Here is a 21,535-nt window from a genome sequence, read left to right as displayed (position 1 = left end):
TTGACACCTTCGTGTGCTGCCTGCGTGAATGGTCCGACCGCCACCCCCGTAGGTCCAGGAGAGCCCCGTGCCCGTTGTTCGCCCCTCGCTCGACCGCCTCGGCGCCGATCCGGGCCGACGCCGACTGCTCGGCGCGCTGCTCGGCGTACCTCTGCTCGCCTCCGGCGGGCTGGCGGGGTGCAGCGACGACGCGGCCACCTCGACCCAGGACGGGCCCGTCGAGCTGTCGGTCTTCTGGTGGGGTGGCACCAAGCGGGCCGAGCTCACCGAGAAGGCACTGCGGCTCTACTCGGACCGCAACCCCCGGGTCACCTTCCGGGTCACCTGGCAGGGCGCGGACGGTTACTACGACCGGCTGGCCACCCAGGCGGGCGGCGGGAACGTGCCGGACCTGATCCAGATCGACGACGCCATGCTGACCGAGTACACCCACCGTCAGGTCATTCTCGACCTCACCGACCACCGCCTGGATCTTCGGGGCCTGCCGGAGGGTCTGATCCGCTACGGCACGGTGGAGGGGCGGACGATGGCGGTGGCCGCCGGGCAGACCCACGCTGCGGTGGTGTTCAACCGGGACCTGCTGCGGGAGTTGGAGATGCCGGAGCCCCGCGCCGGCATGACCTGGCCCGACTACATCTCCTGGGCCACGCAGGTCACCGAGGCCAGCGACCGCCGGGTGGCCGGCACCATGGACGGCTCGGGCGACTACCGGGCGCTCTGGCTCTGGTTGCGGTCGCAGGGCGGCGAGTTCTACCGGGGCAACCAACTCGGCTTCGGCGCGGACGAGCTGATCGCGTGGTTCGAGTTGTGGCAGCGGGCCCGGCGGGACCGGGCCACGCCGAGCGCGGCCCTGGTCGAGCAGGCCGACAGCGGCGAGCCGGCCCGGCAACTGGTGGTCAGTGGGGTGACGGCGGCGTCCTTCGCCTGGTCGCACCAGCTACCGGAGCTGCAACGACTCACCGAGTCCGAGTTGGGCATCGTCGGTTTCCCCGGCCCACCGGGGGCTCAGTGGGCGCGGGCGTCGATGTACTGGGCGGGGTTCCGGGGCACCCGCCACCCGGACACGGTCGCCGACGTGATCAACTTTCTGACCACCAATGGCGAGGTCGGTGCCGTTCTCGGCCACGAACGTGGGCTGAACGCCAGTGCCCAGGTCCGCCGCTACGCCGAGGGCAGCATCACCGACCCGGCCCAGCGACGTGCCGCCGAGTTCGGTGCCAGCATCGCGGACCTGCTCGGGCCGGCGCCGGCGCCGCCGCCCCAGGGGCACGCCAAGGTGCGCACCCTGCTGGTCGCCGCCGCCGAGCGGATCCGCGTCAAGCGTGACGGCACCCGCGAGGCCACCGCGCGTTTCCTGTCCCAGGCCATCGCGGCCCTGGCGGCGGTGAGCACCGGCGGCCAGTCCGGAACCGGCCGCTGGTGACCCTCCGGCGTCTCCGGGCCTCGTCAGCGCGGCGGGCCACCCCGGCGGTTGCGCATCAGACGCAACACCAGGAACACGACGATCGCGACCACGACCAGGCAGCAGAGCAGCGGGAGCACCCCGAAGCCGCTGCGGCCTCGCCGCCTGGCGGCCTCCACCACGATCTCGCCGGTGCCCGTGGACGCCCAGGCTGCGACCGGCACGAAGACCGCCAGTACGACCGCACCGAAGACCGCGCTCAGGCGGCCCCACCACTTACCGAATGAAGACATGTGCCCATCCTCGCCGAAGGGCGCAACCTCGGCACGTCGGTCCACGCCGAATCACGGGACCGGATGGTTCGGAAGCTCCCGGCCGGCGCGCAACGCGCTCGCAACGTCCCGGCAAAGATGATGATCTTTACATGAATCTCTCGAGGTGATCGGATTCGCCTCATGCTCACCTCTTTAGGCAGTGCGCGGATCTCTCGCACCCGAAGATCTGCGGCGGCAGCGGTCGGCGTCACAGTCGTCGCCGCTCTCCTCACCCCCACGGCGGCGCACGGCGCCCCACCACCCCCGCCGCCGCCGACGACGGCGACGAGACCGGCTCAGAGCGGCGACGCGGACCGCACCCCCGTCACGGTCACGCTGATCACCGGCGACCAGGTGACGGTGACGCCGGGCGTCCACGGCGCAACCGCATCGGTGGACGTCAAGCGCGCCCCGGGCGCCACCGGCTCCGTACGCGTCTCCACCGAGGGCCGGGACACCTACGTGTACCCGGACGAGGCGTTGCCGTACCTCGCCACCGGTCGACTCGACAAGCAACTGTTCGACGTCACCCAGCTCATCGCCCAGGGCTACGACGACGCGCGGACCAGCGACCTTCCCCTGATCGTCACCCGCACGACGGGCGCGGCGAAGCTCAGGACCGGCACCACGCTGCCGGGCCCGCGGACCACGCTGGAGCTGCCCTCCGTCCGAGGTGAGGCGATCCGCACCCGCCGGTCGCAGGCGGCGGACTTCTGGTCGGCCCTCACCAGTGGACAGTCGCCGACCGGTCGCAGCGCTGCCACCGGCGCGCCCTCCTTCGCGGCCGGCGTCGACAAGGTGTGGCTCGACGGCAAGGCGAAGGCCACCCTGGCCGACACCACCGCCCAGGTCGGCGCTCCCGCGGCGTGGGCCGCGGGTGGCACCGGCAGCGGTGTCCGGGTCGCCGTCCTGGACAGCGGGGTGGACACCACCCACCCGGATCTCGCCGACCAGGTGGTGGCCTCCCGAAGCTTCATCGCGGGCCAGGACGTGATCGACCGGAACGGGCACGGCACCCACACCGCGTCCACCGTCGCCGGAACGGGCGCCGCCTCCGGCGGCAGGGAACGGGGCGTGGCCCCCGACGCCGACCTGGTGATCGGCAAGGTCCTCGACGAGTACGGCAGCGGGTCGATCTCGGGGATCATCGCGGGCATGGAGTGGGCGGCACGGGCCGAGCACGCCAAAGTGATCAACATGAGCCTCGGCGTGAGCGCCTGGCACACCCAGGACGACCCGCTGAGCCAGGCCGTCAACCAACTGACCGCCGAGACGGGCGCGCTCTTCGTCGTGGCCGCCGGCAACAGCGGACCAGACCCGTACACCCTCGGTGCGCCGGGTACCGCGGACGCCGCGCTGACCATCGGCGCGGTGGACACCTCCGACCACCTGGCGGGCTTCTCCAGCGTCGGGCCCCGGATGAACGACGAGGCCCTCAAGCCTGACATGACCGCTCCCGGGGTGGACGTGCTGGCGGCGCGCTCGCAGCACATCTCCTGGGGTGAGGGCTACTACTACACCGACAGTGGCACCTCGATGGCAGCGCCGCACGTCGCCGGGGCGGCCGCCCTGCTGGTACAGAAGCACCCGACCTGGAGTGCGCGGCAGCTCAAGGACGCGCTGATGAGCACCAGCGTCCGTACGCCCGACTACGACGCCTACCAGGCCGGTAGCGGTCGGTTGAACGTCGCCGCCGCCTACCACCAGGACCAGGTCGTCGCGTCCGGGTCGGTGGACGCCGGACTCGTCGGTTGGGGCGGCGCACCAGAGCCGATCACGCGGACGATCACCTACACCAACACCACGGACGGCCCGATCGCGCTGGAGCTCTCCGTCGACCACGGCGCCGCCCCCACGCGGACGTTCACGACGACCGCCGACCGCGTCACGGTGCCCGCTCGGGCCAGCGCGACGGTCGACGTCGTGGTGGCCCCCGCCGGCCTCTCCCCCGGCAGGTACTCCGCCCAGGTCACCGCCCGCTTCGCCGCCGGCGAGGTGCACACGGCCGTCGGGGTCGCCGTCGAGTCCAAGAAGTACGACCTCACCATCCACCTGAAGGACCGCGCCGGCCGGCCCATGAGCGGCGAGGTCGAGGTCGTCAACGCCGAGACCGGCTCGGCCTTCATGTGGGTGCCGGACGGAAGGCTCACCGCCCGTCTGACACCCGGCTCGTACACCGTCGTCACGGCGGCGGACGTGGAGGGTCTGCACGGGCCCCGCTCTCTCGGCCTCGCGATGCTGACCGCTCCCGAGGTCGACCTGACGGCCAACCGGGTCGTGGAACTCGACGCCGCGCGGGCCCGCCAGGTGAAGGTGGCGACACCTCAGCCGACCGCCGTCGTCAACAGCAGAATCGACGTCTATCGCTCCTTCACCTCAAGCGAGCCGACACCCGCCGACTGGAGCGCCCTGCGCGAGACGTTCTGGCCGGGTGCCGCCTACGACAGCCTGTGGGCCCTGCCGACCGGGGACAAGGTGCGCAGGGGCAGCTTCGTCTTCACCACCCGGATCCGCGCCGCGCAGACGCCACTGGCGATCAGCTACCAGGGCCGGCACCTCAGCGGCCCGCTCGCGCAGCCCGGTTCCCCGCCGCTGCCCGACGGCACCTCGCGCCTGGACGCCGTCTTCGCGGGCGTCGGCGGCACCGCCGACTACGCCGGCGTCTCCGCCCGCGGTAAGGCCGTGGTGGTCCGCGGCAACGACTCGGTGACCCCCACGGACCGGGCGGCAGCGGCGCACGCCGCCGGCGCGGCGATGCTCGTCGTGGTCAACGACCGCGCGGGTCGCCGGAGCGAGTGGTACGGCAACTCCGACGCCGTGACGACCGGGCCGATCCCGGTGGCCTCGGTGACCATGGACGAGGGCGAGGCGTTGATCCAGAAGATCACCGCCGGCCGCAACCCGGTCCGGCTGGTCGTGGTCGCCCACCCCCGGGCGACGTACCTGTACGACCTGGTGGACTACCACACCGGCGGGGTGCCGAAGGACCCGTCCGCCAGGACCGACCCGCGCAAGCTCGCCCGGATCGATCTCACCTTCTCCCCGCCACCGGGAAAGCAGGCCAGCGAGACCCGGATGGACTTCCCGCCGTACGAGTACGCGGCGGCACGGTCGTTCCCGTTCGAGCCGGTCGCGCCAGGGCCGCGCACCGACTGGGTCTCCACGGGTCCCGGCATCAGGTGGATGCAGTACGCCGACGTCGCCGACTGGGCGCGGTCCAACACCGAGGCCATCGCGTACCGGGCGGGCAGCGTCCAGAAGGACCGCTGGTTCGGGCCCATCACCCGGCCGCGGCTACTCAGCACCGAGATCCCGTTCCGTGGTGAGACCGGTATGAGCGCCTACATCCAGGGGTTCGGCGACGCGGGCGCCGCCCACAGCGGCGGGGCCAGCATGTCGCAGATCGTCACGTTCTATCAGGGCGACAGGCTGCTGACCCGGTTCGACGGCTGGCCGGAGGTCGGCGCGGGTGAGCTGTCACCGGAGGAGCTGCCGTACCGACTGGTCGTCGAGACCAAGGGCAAGCCCGAGTTCAGCCCGTACTCGACCGCCACGCACACCGAGTGGAGCTTCGTCTCCGGCGGCGGCACCGAGGTGAAGGCCGTTCCGTTGGTCCAACTGGACTATGGAACGGACGTGGACTTCGCGGGTCGGACGAAGCGCCGGACCGACTTCTCGATCACGCCTGTGGTGGTGGGCAGCACCGCGGCTCGGGACGCCGTGTCGGCAGTCGAGCTGGAGATCTCCTACGACGACGGAGTGACCTGGCAGCGACAGGACCTGCGGGCGAAGAAGGGCACCTGGCAGGCGTCGTTGAACGCGCCGCACCGGGCCGACTTCGTGTCGATCCGGGTCACCGCCAAGCAGCGCAACGGTGGTGGCGTCACCCAGAGCGTCACCCGGGCCTTCGGCCTGCGGTAGCGCCCGCCGGGGGTCGGCACCGACAAGGTGCCGGCCCCTGCGGGACCCTCGCCTCTGACCTCGGCACCAAAAACGTCCGGCCCCCACACTGTGGGGGCCGGACGTGTATCACTTTCAGTGGTAGCGGGGACAGGATTTGAACCTGCGACCTCTGGGTTATGAGCCCAGCGAGCTACCGAGCTGCTCCACCCCGCGTCGACTGGATAAGACTAACTCACCCGTTCCGGGTGATGATCAGTGGGGTCGCCATCCGCTGTGGCACGGCACCCCGCAATGTCGAAAACCCGCCTCCGGTGAACCGGAGACGGGCTTCGAACTGGTGTTTCTCTCGTAGCGGGGACAGGATTTGAACCTGCGACCTCTGGGTTATGAGCCCAGCGAGCTACCGAGCTGCTCCACCCCGCGTCGGTTCGCTAACCGTAGCGCACCGACCCGGGACACCGCAAAGCGACTCCGATACCGCCGACCCGGCCAGCTCTGACCTGGGCGTTCTCAGTCGAGCCAGTTCTCGATCGCCACGACCGCCCGTCGACTGTCAGCATCGACCTGGGACCGAACGGCCGCCGTGTGCTCCCAACCCTGCTCCCAGAGCACCGTCACCACGTCGCCGACCCGGACCGCCCGGACCAGCCGAACCTCCTCCGCACCCGGCTCACCCATGCCGTCCGGCATCGGAGCCCGCAGCTCGAACAGCACCGACCCGTCCCCGTACGCCCCCGAGGTCAGCAGCCGCTGTCGCCACGTCCTGCTGTCGTCGGGCAGCTTCTGGTCGGGGCAGCCGCGCACCGCCTGCCGCAGCTCCCGCAACGCGTCGTCGGCACGACCCGCCCGGTAGATGGTGATGGTGTGCCGGTAACTGCCGTCCGGCACGTGCCCCGTCGGCGTCTCCGGCAACTTGAAGGCCAGGTAGCGACCACGGCGTTGGATCATCGCCGAGTCGCTGGGCAGGCGCGCACCGCACAGCGTCGGCAGTGCCGGACCCTCCAGCGAGGATTCCAGTCCGGTCCGATTCGGAGCGGCCAGCACGAAGAAGGCGCGGTCCGGGATCGAGGTGGGCGGCCGAGGTGCCGCCGGTCCGGTGGTGGTCGGCTGCGACGGCGTACCGCTCGGGGTGGCCCGCGACGGCGGCGGCGGTGTCGAGGGAGTCGGCGTGGGTGACGGCCGGGAGGTAGCCGTCGCCCCGGTCGGCGGCGGGCCAACGGTGCCGGCGGGCGGCGGTGCGGAGCCGTCCGCCGGGTACGCCAGTCGGCCACCGACGGCAACCCCGCCCACGAGCAGCGCCACCGCGAGCGTCGAACCGGCCATCCGGGCTCGGGCCCGCCGGTCGGCGAACCGCCGAAGCGACTCGGGACGGGTCAGCTCGTGCCCGTCCGCGACGGTGCCGAGCGACCGGTACAGGTCGGAGAGTTCAACTGACATCGTTCGCCTCCAACTCCACGACGCTGAGGTCGGGCAGCAGCGCGGCCAGCCGGGACCGGCCCCGGGACAGCCAGGACTTCACGGTGCCGACCGGCACGTCGGTCTCCCGAGCGATCTCCTCGACGGACATGTCGAAGAGGTAGTGCAGGGCCAGCGCCTGCCGGTGCGTGGCGGGCAACTGCCGAAGCGCTCCGACCAGGAGCACCCCGTCCTCACTGGGCGGGGGTGCGACCGCCGGCGGTCCGGTGCGACTCAGCACCACCCGCCACCGGTGCAGGCGCCGCCAGCGGTCGGTCGCCAGCCGGGCCACCACGAGCCGCAGCCAGGCCTCCGGCGCCGGATGCGACGACAGTCGCCCCCACTGCCGCCAGGCCCGGGTGTACGCCTCCTGCACCAGGTCCTGCGCCTCACCGTGGTCGCCGGCGACCGCGTAGCCGTACCGCAGCGTCCGCCGGGCGGTGCTGCGGTAGAAGTCGTCGAAGCTCTGCGCGTCCCGCACGACTGTTCCCCCTCGTCCCCACCCCGTTGCAGTGAGGACGGCGGACCGGCGTCGCAGGTTGCGGCCCAGGGCAGCGCTGTCGGTGACGTGACAGATCCGCACAGATCAGGCCAACGGCCGAGCCCCCGCCGCTCGGACCTGATGCGGTCCGAGTGACGGGGGCTCGGGGAGGAACTGCGTGCGGTGCGGGTCAGCCTCCAGCACTCGGGCTGGCACCCGGCGCACCAGCGGCCTGCTGCGCCTGCTGGAACGCGGTGAGCGCCTCGTCGAGGGCCTTCAGCGCACGCCCGTACCGCTCGAAGTCGCCCGACGCCTGCGCGGCCCGGACCTCGGTGATCGCGGTCTGCACCCGGTCCGCGGCGGCAGCCAGGTCACCGGTCGGCGGTGGGGTGCCGGCGCTCGGGGTCGGCGTTGGCGCCGCCGTCCCCGAAGGCGTCGGCGTCGGCGTCGGGGTCGTCGGGTTGCCCCCGGTCGTCGGCGGCGGCGACGTGCCCTGCCCGGCCTTCTTACCCTGCTCGACCAGTTGCTTGATGCCGTCGTTGATGTTGTCGGCGAGCGCCACGAAGGAGCCGCCGTCACCGTACGAGAGCAGCACCTTCTGCAACAGCGGGTACGCGTCCTGCTGGTTGCTCTTCACGTAGACCGGCTCGACGTAGAGCATCCCGTCGGCGAAGGGCAACGAGAGCAGGTTGCCGTACTGCACCTGCGCCTGGTTGCTGGAGAGCAGGTTGAGCTGCTGACGGATGTTCGCGTTGTTGGTCATCTGCTGGTGCACCTGCACCGGGCCGGAGATCCGGGTCTGATCCGGCAACTCCAGCACCTCCAGCCGGGGCTGCCCGTCGACGTACGACCCGGAGATCAGCGCGGCGAGGTTCTGCCGGCCGTTGGGGGTGACCGCCGAGGTGAGCTGGAACCGGGGGCTCTCCTGCCCGGGGAACTGGGTGAAGAGGTAGTACGGGGGCTGCTTCTGACCGCTGTCCGGGGCGTCCGGCACGTTGGGCACCTGCCAGAAGTCCTGGGCGGAGTAGAAGTCACCCGGGTTCGTCACGTGGAACTTGGTGAGCAGGTTGCGCTGCACCTTGAACATGTCCGCCGGGTAGCGCAGGTGCTCGTTCAGCTCGACCGGGATCTCCGCCTTCGGCACCACCAGGTCGCCGCCGAACGCCTTGTTCCACGCCTTGAGCACCGGGTCGGTGTCGTCGTACTCGTAGAGCTTCACGGTGCCGTCGTACGCGTCGACGGTGGCCTTGACCGAGTTGCGCATGTAGTTGACGTCTTCGCGGGCCAGCTGGAAGGTGCCCCGGTTGGTCAACTCGTCGGTGGTCTCGGTCTGCAGGTTGACCCGCTCCGCGTACGGGTAGGAGGCCGCCGTGGTGTAGCCGTCCACGATCCACTGCACCCGACCGTCGACCACCGCCGGGTACGGGTCGCCGTCCAAAGTGAGGAACGGCGCGACCTTCTCCACCCGGTCGCGCGGGTTGCGCACGTAGAGCAGCTTGGAGTCCTTGTTCACCGCCTCGGAGAGCAGGAAGTTCGACTCCTGCTCCTTGATGGCGTACAGCAGTCGCCGGGTGAAGGAGCCGATCTCCACGCCGCCCTCACCGGTGTAGGTGTAGGACTCGCCGCCGCCCTCACCGACCGGCCGGTCGAACTCGGCCTTCTTGTTCGGGTCGGACTGCCCGACGATGGCGTAGTCGTCGGCCGCCATCCGCTCGCCGTAGTAGATGCGCGGCTGCTTGGCCGGAATCTGCTCGGTCTGCGAGGAGCACGCCTCCTGGGTCTTCTCGCCGAGGAAGCCGGAGACGAAGAACGGCTGCCCGCCGCAGACCACCTGGTTGGCCGGGGCGGCCACCAGCCCGTACCCGTGGGTGTAGACGGTGTGCCGGTTGATCCAGGTGTTCTGCTGGTCGGTCAGCTCGCCGTAGTTGATCTCCCGGACGCCGACCACGTAGTCGGAGACCTTGCCGTTCACCCCGTACCTGTCGATGTCCAGCTTCGGGCCGAAGTCGTAGAAGCCACGCACCTGCTGGAGCTGGGTGTACGTCTCGCTGACCAACTGCGGGTCGAGCAGCCGCACGTTCGACACCACCGAGGTGTCGGTGGCAAGGTTTCCCGGTGGGGTGAGGTTGTTCGCCGCGTACGGGGTCGTCTCGGTGGCGCCCAACCCGAACGCCGCGCGCGTCGCGTCGATGCTGCGCTGGATGTACGGCGCTTCCTTGTCCTTGGCGCTCGGCTTGACCTCGAAGGTCTGCACCGCCCAGGGGTAGATGCCGCCGATGGCCACCGCGGACACGCCGAGCAGCGCCAGCGAGATCCCCGGCCAGACCAGGTTCCGCATCCAGGCGTTGGAGAACACGAGGATCGCGATGGCCACCACGATCGAGATGTAGGCGAGGATCTCCTTCGCCGGCAGCAACGCGTTGACGTCGGCGTAGCCGGCGCCGTACAACTTGGCGCCCTCGTTGTACTCCAGCAGCATGGCCCGCCGGTCCAACACGTACGCGATCGCCTTCAACAGCACGAAGACCGCGACCAGGGTGCTCAGGTGCGCGCGGGCCGCGTTGCTCATCCGGTCCCCGACGCCCTGCAGGCGCACCCCGCCGAAGAGGTAGTGCACCGCCAGCGCGCCGATCACGGCCAGCACCACGGCGGTGAAGGCGACCCCGAGCAGGTAACGCCAGAACGGCAGCTGGAAGACGTAGAAGCCGATGTCGACACCGAACTCCGGGTCCTTGACGCCGAAGTCACCGCCGTTGCGGAACAGCAGCCACTGGTTCCACCGGTTCTGCGCGGACAGACCGGCGAAGAGCCCGACCACCGCGGCGGTCAGCGCGATCCAGGTGCCGAGACGCGGGCTGAGCAGCATCCGGTAGCGCTCCAGCGTCGCCTGCTCCACCGAGTGCGGACGCAGTCGCGGGCGCAACCGGTAGGCCAGCCACAGGTTGCCACCGACGATCACCGCCATGCCGAGGCCGATGGCGAGGAAGAGCACCAACCGGGTGAGCAGGACGCCGGTGAAGACCTCGGTGTAGCGGACCTCGTCGAACCACAACCAGTCGGTCCACGCCTGGACACCCCAGCCGAGCAGGGTAAAGAGCACGAACACCCCGACCAGGACCGCGATGGTGACGCGCCCGCGCCGGCTCATCCTCGGGAGGGGGCTGCTGCTACGCATGACCACTGTTGGCTCCGCACGCTCGATATGATCGGCTCCGACCAGGCACCCAGAGTACGGGGTGTTCCTGAGCGTGTCGGGGCACGGTCACACCGGTCAGCAACGCGTCGGCTGACCACCCGCGCGCAACGCCTCCAGAGCGGTCATCGCCTCGTCCAACGAGCCCACCCGCAACAGCGGCAGATCGGGCTGCGGATTGCGGACCGCCTCCGCGCAGTTGTCGGCCGGCACCAGAAAGACCTTCGCGCCGGCGCGCTTGGCGCCGACCAGCTTCTGGGCGATCCCACCGATCGGCCCGACGGCGCCCTCGTCGTCGATGGTGCCGGTGCCGGCGATGATCTGACCGCCGGTGAGATCGGCCGGGGTCAACTTGTCCACGATCCCCAGGGCGAACATCAGACCGGCGCTCGGCCCACCGATGTCCCCCAGGTCGATGCCGAGCGTGAACGGGTGCGGCTGCTGCTGATCGATCTCCACACCGATCCGCGGTCGGCCGTCCTGCTCCTGACTGGTCACCGTCGCGGTGGCCGGCGTGCCGTCCCGGGTGTAACCGATGGTCAACGCCGTGCCCGCCGGCTTGGCCCGGACCAGCTCGGTGACCTTCGCCGCCACCGGCACCGGCTGGCCGTCGACCGAGGTGATCAGATCCCCGACCTTCAGCGCACCGGCCGCCGGGCCGTCCCCGGCCACCGTCTTGATCACCACCTGCACCGGAAAGCCCAGCTCCCGCAGCGCTGCGGTCTCCGCGCTGGTCTGCGACGCCTTGAAGTCCTCGGCGTTGCGCTGCTCGACCTGCTCTGTCGACTCCCCCGGCGGGTAGACCAGCTCACGCGGCACCACCGCCTCGTCGTCGGAGAACCAGCCGGCGATCGCCCCCCGCAACCGCACCGAGGGTTGCACCCCCACCGTGGTGAGCCGCAACTGGCCGGCCGAGGTCGAGGTCTCCCGACCGGTGACCTGGATGACCTCCTTGCCGTCTTCGGTACCGAGGGTGTTGACCGTCGGCCCCGGGCCCAGCACCACGTACGGAATCGGCACCCGGAGCACCCCGATGCTCAGCAGGGCGGTGAACAGGGCACCGAGCAGGACCGTCAGGCCGCGACGTCTCATGCCGCAGAGCGTACCGACCGGTTGCGGCCCGCCCGCCGGATGCGCCGCGCGACTTCGCCCTCAGCGCAACGCCAGCGGCGGCTACCTGGGGCGCGGTCCGCGTACCGTAGATGTCGTGCCTGATATTCCGTTCGGTTTCGCGCTCCCGGGTGGGCAACCACCAGACCCCAACGATCCCGCGCAGATGCAGCAGTTCATGTCGCAGTTGCAGCACCTGCTCTCCGCGCCGGGCAGCGGGCCGGTCAACTGGGACCTGGCCCGGCAGGTAGCAGCCAGTCAGCTCGCGGCCGCCGGTGACCCGGCGGTGTCGATGTACGAGCGCAACGCGGTCGAGGAGGCGCTGCGCCTCGCCGACCTGTGGCTGGAGCCCGCCTCGGCGTGGCCCACCGGCATCCAGAACCCCGTTGCGTGGAACCGCAACGAGTGGATCTTCAAGACGCTGGACGTGTGGCGCAAGCTGTGCGACCCCGTCGCCAGCCGGATGGTCGGCGCGATGGGCGACCTGGTGCCACCGGAGGCGCGCGCCCAGCTCGGCCCGATGCAGTCGATGGTGGCCTCCCTCGGTGGCGCGCTCTTCGGCGGTCAGCTGGGCCAGGCCCTCGGTTCGCTCGCCGCGGAGGTGCTCTCCGCCGGCGACATCGGGCTGCCGCTCGGTCCGGCCGGCACGGCCGCGCTGATCCCGGCCAACATCCGGGCGTACGGCGAGGGCCTGGAGCTGCCCGAGGACGAGGTCCGCCTCTACGTGGCGCTGCGCGAGGCCGCCCACCAGCGGCTGTTCCAGCACGTCCCGTGGCTGCGTGGGCATGTGCTCAGCGCTGTCGAGATGTACGCCTCGGGCATCCGGGTCAACCGGGAGGCGATCGAGGAGGCGATGGGCCGGGTCGACCCGACCGACCCCGAGTCGATGCAGGCGATCGCCCTGGAGGGCATCTTCACTCCGGAGGACACTGCGGCGCAGAAGGCCTCGCTGGCCCGCCTGGAGACCGCACTCGCCCTGGTCGAGGGGTGGGTGTGCCACGTCGTCGACAGCGCCGCCAGCGACCGGCTGCCGAACGTCGTCCGGCTGGGCGAGGCGTTCCGCCGTCGCCGGGCCGCCGGCGGTCCCGCCGAGCAGACCTTCGCCGCGCTGGTCGGTCTGGAGCTGCGGCCCCGCCGACTGCGGGAGGCCGCGGCGCTCTGGGCCGCACTCACCGAGCACCGTGGCATCGAGGGCCGCGACGCAATCTGGGGCCACCCGGACCTGCTGCCGTCGGACGACGACTTCGCCGATCCGGTCGCCTTCGCGATGAACGACATGGATCTCAGCGAGCTGGACAGCTTCGACTTCACCGCCCCCGGCGGAGTGGAGGAGAAGGCCCCCGGCCAGTCGGATCAGTCGGGTCGGCCCGGCCCGTCCGACGAGACCGACGGCGAGGGCGACGCCAGGTCCTGACCCCCGCCCATCGACGACCTGCGCCGCGGGTGCCCGCAGATCCACGGCGGGCACCCGCGGCGTGTCCGGCGGTGCCGACGGTTCAGGTGGGTCGGCCTCCCCCTCGCCGGGGGGAGGTTCAGGTGGATCGGCCCGCCCCGGAGAGCAGGGCGCGGGTCGCTTCCCAACCCTCGAAAGCCGGGTCGAGCGTGGCCAGGTCAGCCGGGCCGCGCAGCCGTCGCCAGCCGGTGGTGACCGCCACGTCACCCGGGCGCGGGGCATTGGCGCGCGCCTCAGCCGGCGTCGCCGTGTCCAGCTCCAGCGTCGGCAGCCAGTCGGGCGCGGGCAGTCGTACCGCGACCCCGAGCAGACCCGGGCCACCGCCCTCGACCGGAGCCACCGCGACCGGCCGGCTGGTGAGTGGGCGCAGCAGCTTGCCGACGGTCAGGGCGGGCAGGTCGGGCACGTCACTGACCAGCACGGCTGCTTGGTCGTACCCCTCCAGCGCGGCGAAGACGGCGTTCGGCGTCGGCTCGGCCACCTCGTACACCGCTGTGCCGGGCCACACCAGCGCATCGGCCAGGGCCCGGTCGGCCGGGGTCACCGCGACCGCGACCTCCACCTCGTTGAGCGTGGCGAACAGGTCGATGACGTCTTCCGCCAGCGCCGCCCGCCACTGCGCCCGGTCGACGCCGGGCGGCGACCAGTGCACCGGCCCGAGCAACGCCACCACCACCCGTCGCGCCATCCCCCGACCCTAGCGCCCCACCCCGCCACCCGACCCGCCCGACCCAGGTAGCTGAGCGGGACCCGGCGGCATGATCGACTCGGCTTCCATGAAGTCGCGGTGTCCCGGAACTCCCGACAGCGCGGTATTCAGGAACGCGAGTGGATCTAGGCGTTCGCGTCCCCGGTGGCACCCCGCGACTCGGCCCGCGTAGCCACCGGCTCGGGGCGGCAGTGCGGGATCAGGTGGGCAGCGGCGCGCAGGAGGAGGCGGCGGCGACCCCTTCGAGGTAGCCGCGGGCGCGTTCCGCCTTGGGATAGCGACCGACGAGCGCCCAGAACCGGGCGTTGTGGCTGGGCACGATGAGGTGCGCCAACTCGTGCAGCACCACGTAGTCGATCACCCAGTCGGGCATCTCCTGGACGCGGTGCGAGATGCGGATGCTGCGGTCCGCCGGCGTGCAGGAGCCCCACCGGCCGTTCTGGTTGGTGACCCATCTGACGCTGGCCGGCACCGCCTTCGTGGCGTATCCGGCGAGGTAGAGGTCGATGAGCCGGTTGGCGCGGGCCAGCAACTCGTCGTCGGACCGGGCGAGGCGCCCCTCCCGGGCGGCCAACCGGGCGAGCATCCGGTCGACCCACTCGCTCTCCTCGGCACGGGAGAACTGGTCGGGAATGAGGACGACCACTCGCTCACCGTCACGGTACGCGGACACCGTGCGTCGTCGACGCTGACTGCGTCGCACCTCGACGACCGGCTTGCGCGTCCCCGCCATCACTCGGCCGCGCAGCCTCGACTACGTGTCACGAAGGAAAGCTAATGCCCACTGACCAGGGGTCCGCAAGAGTCAACCGCACGACACGCGCCCAGAAAATGGTGATTGGTCGCCAGGCGTCCCGAAAATTTCTTGACCGCAGCGCCATCACGCCGTCTCGTCACCCTTGGTGAACGCCGACGGCGCCGGTGCGCGGCACATCTCCTACCGTAGGTGATCACCGTCCGAGATGCGCCGCGGAGGCACCCGCACGGGTGGCTGTCAGGGTTTGGTCGGCGTGTCCCCGCCAAACTGACTTATCCGACCTATTTCGCCATGCACACTCTCGACGTCGACTTGCTCACAGTGTCGATGCACAGCTGACATGGAACTGCCCAGACCTGGGTAGGGTCCGCGGACCAGCGGTCACGAAGGTGGCCGCGGAGTGAGACCCAGCGCCGGCGCCCCGTGTGGCCCGCCGCCGGGCACCCCGCCGGGACGGTTTTGACCGGCGGACGAGACGAGGAGGGCACCGTGGCCGACCAGGCCCAGACGACCTACAACGGTTACTGCGTGAAGTGCAAGGAGAAGCGGGACTTCGAGGGGCACGTCGAGGTCTCGAAGACCGGAATGAACATGGCCAAGGGCAAGTGTCCGGTATGCGGGACAACAGTGAACCGCATCCTGGGCAAGGCCAAGGTCTGACCCGAACGGGTGAACGGGGGTGGGGTGGCCGGGTGGCCACCCCACCCCCGTTGCCAATCGCGAGTGGCACCGCCTCTGCGGGAGCCCTGTCGGGTGGCCGACAACAGGCGGGAAGGGCTGTGGAAAACTCGCGAAACCCTGTGGATAGCGCTGGACAGCGGCCTGACCGCCTGTGGACAACGATCGACTGAACGCTAAGACGCGGTCACGATTCGTGACCATGAGCCGCACCGTACTGCCCCGCCCCACCCTGCTGCCCGGCCTCAACCGGCTCTGGCGGGACCGACACACCCTCCAACTCGGTGTCGGCCCCGGGCCGGCCGCCCTACTGGAGTTGGCCAACCCCCGCGCCGCCCACCTGCTCGACCTGCTCGACGGCAGCCGCAGCGAGCGGACCGTGCTGATCCAGGCGGCTTCCGCCCAGGTCAGCGCCGACGACGCGCGTACCCTGCTCGACACCCTGCGGGCCGCCGGCCTGTTGGTGGCCGCGCACAGCCTGCTTCCCCGCGACCTGACCGGCACGGTCCGCGCCCGGCTCGCGGCGGAGGCCGGCGCGCTGGCCCTGGCCGCCGCCCGACTGCCCGGCACCCCCGCGCAGGTCCTGCGCAGGCGGCGGGCCGCCCGCGTCCTGCTCACCGGTGCTGGGGCGCTCGGCGGGCCGCTGACCGTGGCACTGGCCCAGTCCGGCGTGGGGCAGGTGATACCCCAGCTCACCGGCTCGGTACGCCCCGTCGATCTGGTCGGCACCGGCATCCCCGCCGCCGAACTGGGTCGGCCGCTCGCACCGGCGGTGCGGGCCGCGGTCAACCGCGTCGCACCCGGCACCGGCACCCACCCCCGCCGCGCCGGGCGGATCGACCTGGTGATCCAGCTCGGGACGGACCGACCCCCGGCGTTGCTGGCCGCCGGTCTCGCCCAACGCCGACAGCCGCACCTGCTGGTCACACTGCGCGAGGGCGTACCGGTGATCGGGCCGATGGTCCGCCCACCCGCCGGGCCCTGCCTGCACTGCGTCGAGCTGCACCGGGCCGACCGCGACCCGGACTGGCCCCGGCTCGCCGCGCAACTCGCCGCCGCCGACCCGGTGGCCGCCGCGACGACCGGCACGCTGCTCGCCGCCTGCGGGTACGCCCTGGCCGAGGCGCTGAGGCAGCTCGACGGCGGCCAGCCGGAGACGCTGGGCAGCGCCATGGAGATCACCGGTGCCGGCCATTTCCGTCGCCGGGGCTGGCCGCCACACCCGGCGTGCCCGTGCTCGCGAGGCCGACTGTCCGCACCAGCCCAGCCGCAGAGCAGCAGCGGGGCCCTCCGGTCGGTAACAATGACCGGGTGACCGACATCCCGCGCCGCGCCGTGTCCCGCACCGCCAAGCTCGCCGCCCTGCCGCTCGGCTTCGCCGGCCGGACCGTTCTCGGGATGGGCAAGCGCGTCACCGGGCTGGCCTCCGACGTGATCTCCGCGGAGATTCAGCAGCGCACCGCCGAGCAGCTGTTCAGCGTGCTGGGCCAGCTCAAGGGCGGGGCGATGAAGTTCGGCCAGGCGCTGTCGGTCTTCGAGGCCGCGTTGCCGGAGGAGATCGCCGCGCCCTACCGGCAGGCGCTGACGAAGTTGCAGGAGGCGGCGCCACCGCTGCCGGCCGCCAGCGTGCACAAGGTGCTGGCCGAGCAGCTCGGCCCCGACTGGCGGGACATGTTCGTCGAGTTCAACGACGTCCCGGCCGCCGCCGCGAGCATCGGCCAGGTGCACCGGGCGCGGTGGCGCGAGCCGGGCTTCGACGAGTCGGGCGAACCGAACAGCCGCGACGTGGCGGTCAAGATCCAGTATCCGGGGGCCGGCGATGCCCTGCTCGCCGACCTCAAGCAGCTCTCCCGACTGGGCGGAATGTTCCGGGCCATCCAGCCCGGCCTCGACGTCAAGCCGCTCCTGGCCGAGCTTCGCGAACGGATCACCGAGGAGTTGGACTACGAGTTGGAGGCCGAGTCGCAGCGCACCTTCGCCGCCGCGTACGCCGACGACCCGGAGATCTACATCCCGGAGGTGATCAACGCTTCGCCCCGGGTGCTGGTCACCGAATGGGTGACCGGCACCCCGCTGGCCGACATCATCCGCGAGGGCACCGAGGAGGATCGGGACGAGGCGGGTCGGTTGATGGCCACCCTGCACCTCTCCGCGCCGCAACGGGCCGGGCTGCTGCACGCCGACCCGCACCCGGGAAACTTCCGGCTGCTGCCGGACGGTCGACTCGGGGTGATCGACTTCGGTGCGGTGGCCCGGATGCCGGAGGGCACCCCGGAGCCGATCGGTCGTATCGCCGCAACAGCCCTGCGCGGCGATGCCGACGAGGTCGTGGCGGGGCTGCGGTCGGAGGGGTTCATCGGCTCGGCCGAGGAGATCGACGCCGAGGGGGTGCTCGACTTCATCCGCCCCATGCTGGAGCCCATAGCGGCGGACGGCTTCCGGTTCACCCGGGCCTGGCTACGGGCCGAGGCGGGTCGACTGGCCAGCCCTCGCTCCCCCACGTACCAGCTGAGCAGGCAGCTCAACCTGCCACCGTCGTACCTGCTGATCCACCGGGTGACGCTCGGGTCGATCGGGGTGCTGTGCCAGTTGGAGGCGAAGGCGCCGTACCGGAGCATCCTGGAGCGCTGGCTGCCCGGTTTCGCCCCGGTCGCCTGAGCGTCGAGACCCGGGGCGGCTGATCACGTCGAGGCCGGGCGGCTGATCACATGGGGAAGGGCGGGTGCCAGTCGGCACCCGCCCTTCTGCGTGGGGTGGTACTAGAGAACGCCCAGGTCGCGGGCCGCCTGATTGCGGCTGGTCATGGCGACGGTACGGGCGGATCGGGTTGCCTCAGTGCTCGTGGTGGTACGACCGGCCTGAGGCCGGCGCATTCGAGCCCGGGACAACGCTTCGTGGAGTAGTTGCATCTCGAAGGCTCCACTCGGAACGTTCAACATCGTCTTCTCACTCACTGCCGGTGTGCCACCGGCGTAGTTGGAACGGGTCGGGAACATGTCAGGCTGCCAGCCGGACCGCGCCACGCACCTCGGACAGCCCACTGGCCGCCAGGCGCGCCTCGGCCTCGACCCGAAGCTCGGCGTCACGGGCGACGTCCTCCTTACGCGGACGGCCACGGGGCCGCTTACGCGGGACAACCGCGCCACGCTCGAAGATCTCGCCGCCCCAGACGCCCCACGGCTCCGCTCGCTCAACGGCTCCGGCCAGGCATTCGACACGCAGCGGGCAGTCCCCGCAGAGTGACTTGGCCAGCTCGAGCTCGGTGGGCGAGTCGGAGAACCACAGGTCGGGGTCGAACTTCCGGCAGGGCAGGTTCGCCTCCATCTCGACGCTCATGTCGAGGGGGGCCAACGCCAGACTCATCTCCCGGTCACCTCTCTCTCACTTCGATCTCGTGGATCGCATTCCGACGTACTTACGGCGGGCAAAAAACTGAGGCCGCGGATCCCGGTAAGCGGGTTCCGCGGCCTCGAGGTGAGCCGGAGTCTGATGGTCAGACCGGTTTACCTCGAGGTGGAACGCCGCGGACATCCATGCGCTTCTTGACGACCTGGATGCCATTGCCCGTGAAGCCACTGGTCCCCTCGACTCCAGCGGGCGCGACGGTCAGGGTCAGCTCGGCCTGAACCTGGTGCACCTGTGGAACCGACGGTCGTGCAGCCGCAAGGGCCACCCGGACAGCCGACAGCGGAGCGCAGACAGACGGCATCGCCGCCAGACGCTCATAGGTGAAGATCTTCACGGGTGCCACCTCCCTCACGTTCCTCGAATCGACTAGACCGACCTCGTGAGCAGCCGGAATGGCGCCGCTCGCGTGGTGTGTCCTGAGGCTATTCCTCGCGCCGGGGCGAGGGCAAACGAATTTACGACGAGATTTCGAAAGTTTTCTCAGGGCATACATCGTCCACCCCGGCACCGGCCACGAGGGCCAGCACCGAGTCCCCGTACAGACCCAGCTTGCGGGGCCCGATACCGGCGATGGCGATCAGCTCCTCCGACCGACCCGGGCGGCGCTCGGCCAGGGCGACGAGCGTCGCGTCGGTGAAGACCACGTAGGCCGGGACCTTCTGCGCGCCGGCCACCCGCTGCCGCCACTCGCGCAGCCGTTCGTGCAGCTCGTCGTCTATGTCGGACGGGCAGGTGGGGCAGCGGCCGAGCTTGCGGTCCGGGCCCGCGAGCAGGGTCGCGCCGCAGATCCGGCAGGACACGGTCTGGGTCCGCCGTCGCTCGGGACCACGGGCCGGACCCGTGCCGCCGGTCGCCCGTTCCGTGCCGCCGGAGCGGTCCAGCTGAGGCAGGAACCGCGACGGCCGCCGGGCTCGTCCACCCGGCGAGCGCGCCGCGGCGTACGACAGCCAGAGCCACTCCCGGGCGCGGGTGATTCCGACGTAGAGCAGCCGGCGCTCCTCCTCGACCTGTTCGACGGTCTTGGCGTAGGTGGTGGGCAGGGTGCCCTCGGCGAGGCCGACCAGGAAGACGGCGTCCCACTCCAGCCCCTTGGCCGAGTGCAGGGACGCCAGGGTCACACCGTCCACCGTCGGCACGTGCTGCTGTGCGGCCCGGCGCGCCAACTCCTCGGTGAAGTCGGTGAGGGTGACCGGGCGCTCCACCGAGGCGGCCTCGCCGATCGGCACGACCTCGGGGGTGGCCGCGTACTCCTCGGCGAGCTGGACCAGCGCGGACAGCGCCTCCCACCGCTCGCGGGCGGCGCCGCCGGCCGGGGGCGCGTCCGGGGCCCAGCCGACGGCGGTGAGCGCCTCGACGACGGCGGCCGGCAGCGGTGTCTCCCCCGGGATCGAGCGGGTGGACGCCCGCAGCGCGACCATCGCCTGGCGCACCTCGGTCCGTTCGAAGAACCGCTCGGCGCCCTGTACGACGTACGGCACCTCGGCCTCGGTCAGCGCCTTCTCGTACGCCTCGGACTGCGCGTTGACGCGGAACAGCACGGCGATCTCCTTCGCCGGTGTGCCCGCGTCGATCAGCGACCGGCAGCGCGCGGCCACGGCGTTCGCCTCGGCCGGCTCGTCGGTGAAGATCCGCAGGTCCGGCTCGGGGCCGGGTGGGCGTTGCCCGCTCAACTCCAGCCGCAGGCGCGCCTCGGTGCCCCGGGCCTGGGAGATCACCGCGTTGGCCAGCCCGACCACCTGCGGGGTGGAGCGGTAGTCACGGACCAGCCGGACCACTGTGGCGTTGCGGTGCCGGCGGGGAAAGTCGACCAGGTACGCCGAGGTCGCCCCGGTGAACGAGTAGATCGTCTGGCTGGCGTCGCCGACCACTGTCAGGTCGTTGCGACCAGCCAACCAGGCGTCGAGCAACCGCTGCTGGAGTGGGTTGACGTCCTGGTACTCGTCGACCACGAAGTGCCGGTACTGGCTGCGGATCTGCTCGCCGACGTCCGGGTGCTCCTCGATGCCCCACACCGCGGCCCGCAGCATGTCCTCGAAGTCGATCACGCCGTTCGACCGTTTGAGCTGCTCGTACGCCGTGAACACGTCGGCGACCTTCGTCGGCTCGTGCGGTGTGTCGCGCAGGGCCCGGGCCGCGGCCACCACGTATTCGGTCGGCTCGACCAGCGACGACTTCGCCCACTCGATCTCGCCGGCCAGGTCGCGGGCGGCCGCCCGGTCGGTACGCAGGCCGACCCGCGCGGCGGCAAGGGTGACCAGTCGTACCTTGCTGTCCAGCAGTTCGGGCATGGCTCTGCCGGCCAGCAGCCGGGGGGCGAAGTACCGCACCTGGCGCAGCGCGGCCGCGTGGAATGTCCGGGCCTGGACACCCTGCGCCCCGAGCAGCGTGAGACGGTGTCGCATCTCGGCGGCGGCCCGGGCGGTGAAGGTGACCGCGAGCACGTGGCGGGGGGAGATCTCCCCGGAGAGGGCCCGGTGGGCGATTCGGGAGGTGACCGCCCGGGTCTTGCCGGTGCCGGCGCCGGCCAGGATGCAGACCGGGCCCGCAGGTGCGGTCACGGCGGCGCGTTGCTCCGGGTCCAGCCCGGCGAGCACCTGTTCCGACGCTGAGTGAACCACCACAACCAGGAATCATCTCAGCTCCTCCCAGCGTTGCAGCGAACAGCCTCGGCT

Annotated in this window: 16 protein-coding genes and 2 tRNA genes; 6 read left to right on the top strand and 12 right to left on the bottom strand. The window is 71.2% G+C overall.

From position 1 onward, the window contains the following. Positions 1-67 precede the first annotated feature (67 nt). On the top strand, positions 68-1,423 hold the full coding sequence (locus tag AB0877_RS08340; protein WP_366607862.1) for an extracellular solute-binding protein: 1,356 nt from the start codon (positions 68-70) through the stop codon (positions 1,421-1,423). 23 nt (positions 1,424-1,446) lie between these two features. Here AB0877_RS08340 and AB0877_RS08335 read toward each other — a convergent pair whose 3' ends face one another. Continuing rightward, a complete protein-coding gene (locus AB0877_RS08335) occupies positions 1,447-1,695 on the bottom strand; it encodes a hypothetical protein (RefSeq protein ID WP_354943095.1) in 249 nt (82 codons plus the stop codon). A gap of 162 nt (positions 1,696-1,857) precedes the next feature. On the opposite strand from AB0877_RS08335, the gene AB0877_RS08330 reads away from it, so the two are divergent. Next, complete coding sequence (locus tag AB0877_RS08330; RefSeq protein WP_366607860.1) at positions 1,858-5,637, top strand: S8 family serine peptidase; 3,780 nt, start codon at positions 1,858-1,860, stop codon at positions 5,635-5,637. 118 nt (positions 5,638-5,755) lie between these two features. Here AB0877_RS08330 and AB0877_RS08325 read toward each other — a convergent pair. The 6 genes from AB0877_RS08325 to AB0877_RS08300 all read right to left on the bottom strand — a co-directional run bounded on the left by AB0877_RS08325 (position 5,756) and on the right by AB0877_RS08300 (position 11,840). Beyond that, positions 5,756-5,832: transfer RNA gene (locus tag AB0877_RS08325), tRNA-Met, on the bottom strand. A gap of 136 nt (positions 5,833-5,968) precedes the next feature. Beyond that, positions 5,969-6,042 (bottom strand) — tRNA-Met (locus AB0877_RS08320). A gap of 87 nt (positions 6,043-6,129) precedes the next feature. Further along, the gene (locus tag AB0877_RS08315; protein ID WP_366607858.1) at positions 6,130-7,056 is read right to left on the bottom strand and encodes a hypothetical protein; all 927 of its coding nucleotides are present in this window, start codon (positions 7,054-7,056) and stop codon (positions 6,130-6,132) included. Further along, positions 7,046-7,555 carry a SigE family RNA polymerase sigma factor gene (locus AB0877_RS08310; RefSeq protein ID WP_355008177.1) on the bottom strand — a complete coding sequence of 170 codons (510 nt, stop codon included), beginning with the start codon at positions 7,553-7,555 and terminating at the stop codon, positions 7,046-7,048. Before AB0877_RS08310 ends, AB0877_RS08315 begins: the two co-directional genes overlap by 11 nt. A gap of 190 nt (positions 7,556-7,745) precedes the next feature. Further along, positions 7,746-10,730: a UPF0182 family protein gene (locus AB0877_RS08305; RefSeq protein ID WP_366607856.1), complete on the bottom strand. Its 2,985-nt coding sequence runs from the start codon at positions 10,728-10,730 to the stop codon at positions 7,746-7,748. Between the two features lie 96 nt (positions 10,731-10,826). Then, complete coding sequence (locus AB0877_RS08300; protein WP_366607854.1) at positions 10,827-11,840, bottom strand: PDZ domain-containing protein; 1,014 nt, start codon at positions 11,838-11,840, stop codon at positions 10,827-10,829. A gap of 115 nt (positions 11,841-11,955) precedes the next feature. On the opposite strand from AB0877_RS08300, the gene AB0877_RS08295 reads away from it, so the two are divergent. After that, on the top strand, positions 11,956-13,272 hold the full coding sequence (locus tag AB0877_RS08295; RefSeq protein WP_366607853.1) for a zinc-dependent metalloprotease: 1,317 nt from the start codon (positions 11,956-11,958) through the stop codon (positions 13,270-13,272). 118 nt (positions 13,273-13,390) lie between these two features. On the opposite strand, the gene AB0877_RS08290 is transcribed toward AB0877_RS08295, so the two are convergent. Together AB0877_RS08290 and AB0877_RS08285 are read right to left on the bottom strand one after the other, a co-directional pair. After that, the gene (locus AB0877_RS08290) at positions 13,391-13,999 is read right to left on the bottom strand and encodes a hypothetical protein (RefSeq protein WP_366607851.1); all 609 of its coding nucleotides are present in this window, start codon (positions 13,997-13,999) and stop codon (positions 13,391-13,393) included. Positions 14,000-14,219: 220 nt separating this feature from the next. Continuing rightward, positions 14,220-14,753, bottom strand: a complete 534-nt coding sequence (locus tag AB0877_RS08285) for a M48 family metallopeptidase (RefSeq protein WP_366607850.1) — start codon at positions 14,751-14,753, stop codon at positions 14,220-14,222. Positions 14,754-15,266: 513 nt separating this feature from the next. On the opposite strand from AB0877_RS08285, the gene AB0877_RS08280 reads away from it, so the two are divergent. From AB0877_RS08280 to AB0877_RS08270, 3 genes are all read left to right on the top strand, one after another. Next, positions 15,267-15,437 (top strand): DUF5679 domain-containing protein, encoded by a 171-nt coding sequence (locus AB0877_RS08280; RefSeq protein WP_167457767.1) that lies wholly within the window; start codon positions 15,267-15,269, stop codon positions 15,435-15,437. A 220-nt stretch (positions 15,438-15,657) separates the two neighbouring features. Beyond that, a complete protein-coding gene (locus AB0877_RS08275; RefSeq protein WP_366607848.1) occupies positions 15,658-16,770 on the top strand; it encodes a TOMM precursor leader peptide-binding protein in 1,113 nt (370 codons plus the stop codon). Beyond that, entirely contained in the window at positions 16,767-18,113 is a 1,347-nt protein-coding gene (locus AB0877_RS08270; protein ID WP_366607846.1) for an AarF/ABC1/UbiB kinase family protein, read from the top strand. Before AB0877_RS08275 ends, AB0877_RS08270 begins: the two co-directional genes overlap by 4 nt. A 339-nt stretch (positions 18,114-18,452) precedes the next feature. Here AB0877_RS08270 and AB0877_RS08265 read toward each other — a convergent pair whose 3' ends face one another. From AB0877_RS08265 to AB0877_RS08255, 3 genes are all read right to left on the bottom strand, one after another. Next, positions 18,453-18,818 (bottom strand): WhiB family transcriptional regulator, encoded by a 366-nt coding sequence (locus AB0877_RS08265; RefSeq protein ID WP_030490434.1) that lies wholly within the window; start codon positions 18,816-18,818, stop codon positions 18,453-18,455. Positions 18,819-18,948: 130 nt separating this feature from the next. Further along, a complete protein-coding gene (locus tag AB0877_RS08260) occupies positions 18,949-19,197 on the bottom strand; it encodes a hypothetical protein (protein ID WP_366607844.1) in 249 nt (82 codons plus the stop codon). 121 nt (positions 19,198-19,318) lie between these two features. Further along, positions 19,319-21,484 carry an ATP-dependent DNA helicase UvrD2 gene (locus AB0877_RS08255; protein WP_366607842.1) on the bottom strand — a complete coding sequence of 722 codons (2,166 nt, stop codon included), beginning with the start codon at positions 21,482-21,484 and terminating at the stop codon, positions 19,319-19,321. Positions 21,485-21,535: the final 51 nt, after the last annotated feature.

The sequence above is a fragment of the Micromonospora sp. NPDC047644 genome, from assembly GCF_040704315.1.
GTDB lineage: Bacteria > Actinomycetota > Actinomycetes > Mycobacteriales > Micromonosporaceae > Micromonospora.
This window is presented reverse-complemented; position numbering and strand designations above follow the sequence as displayed.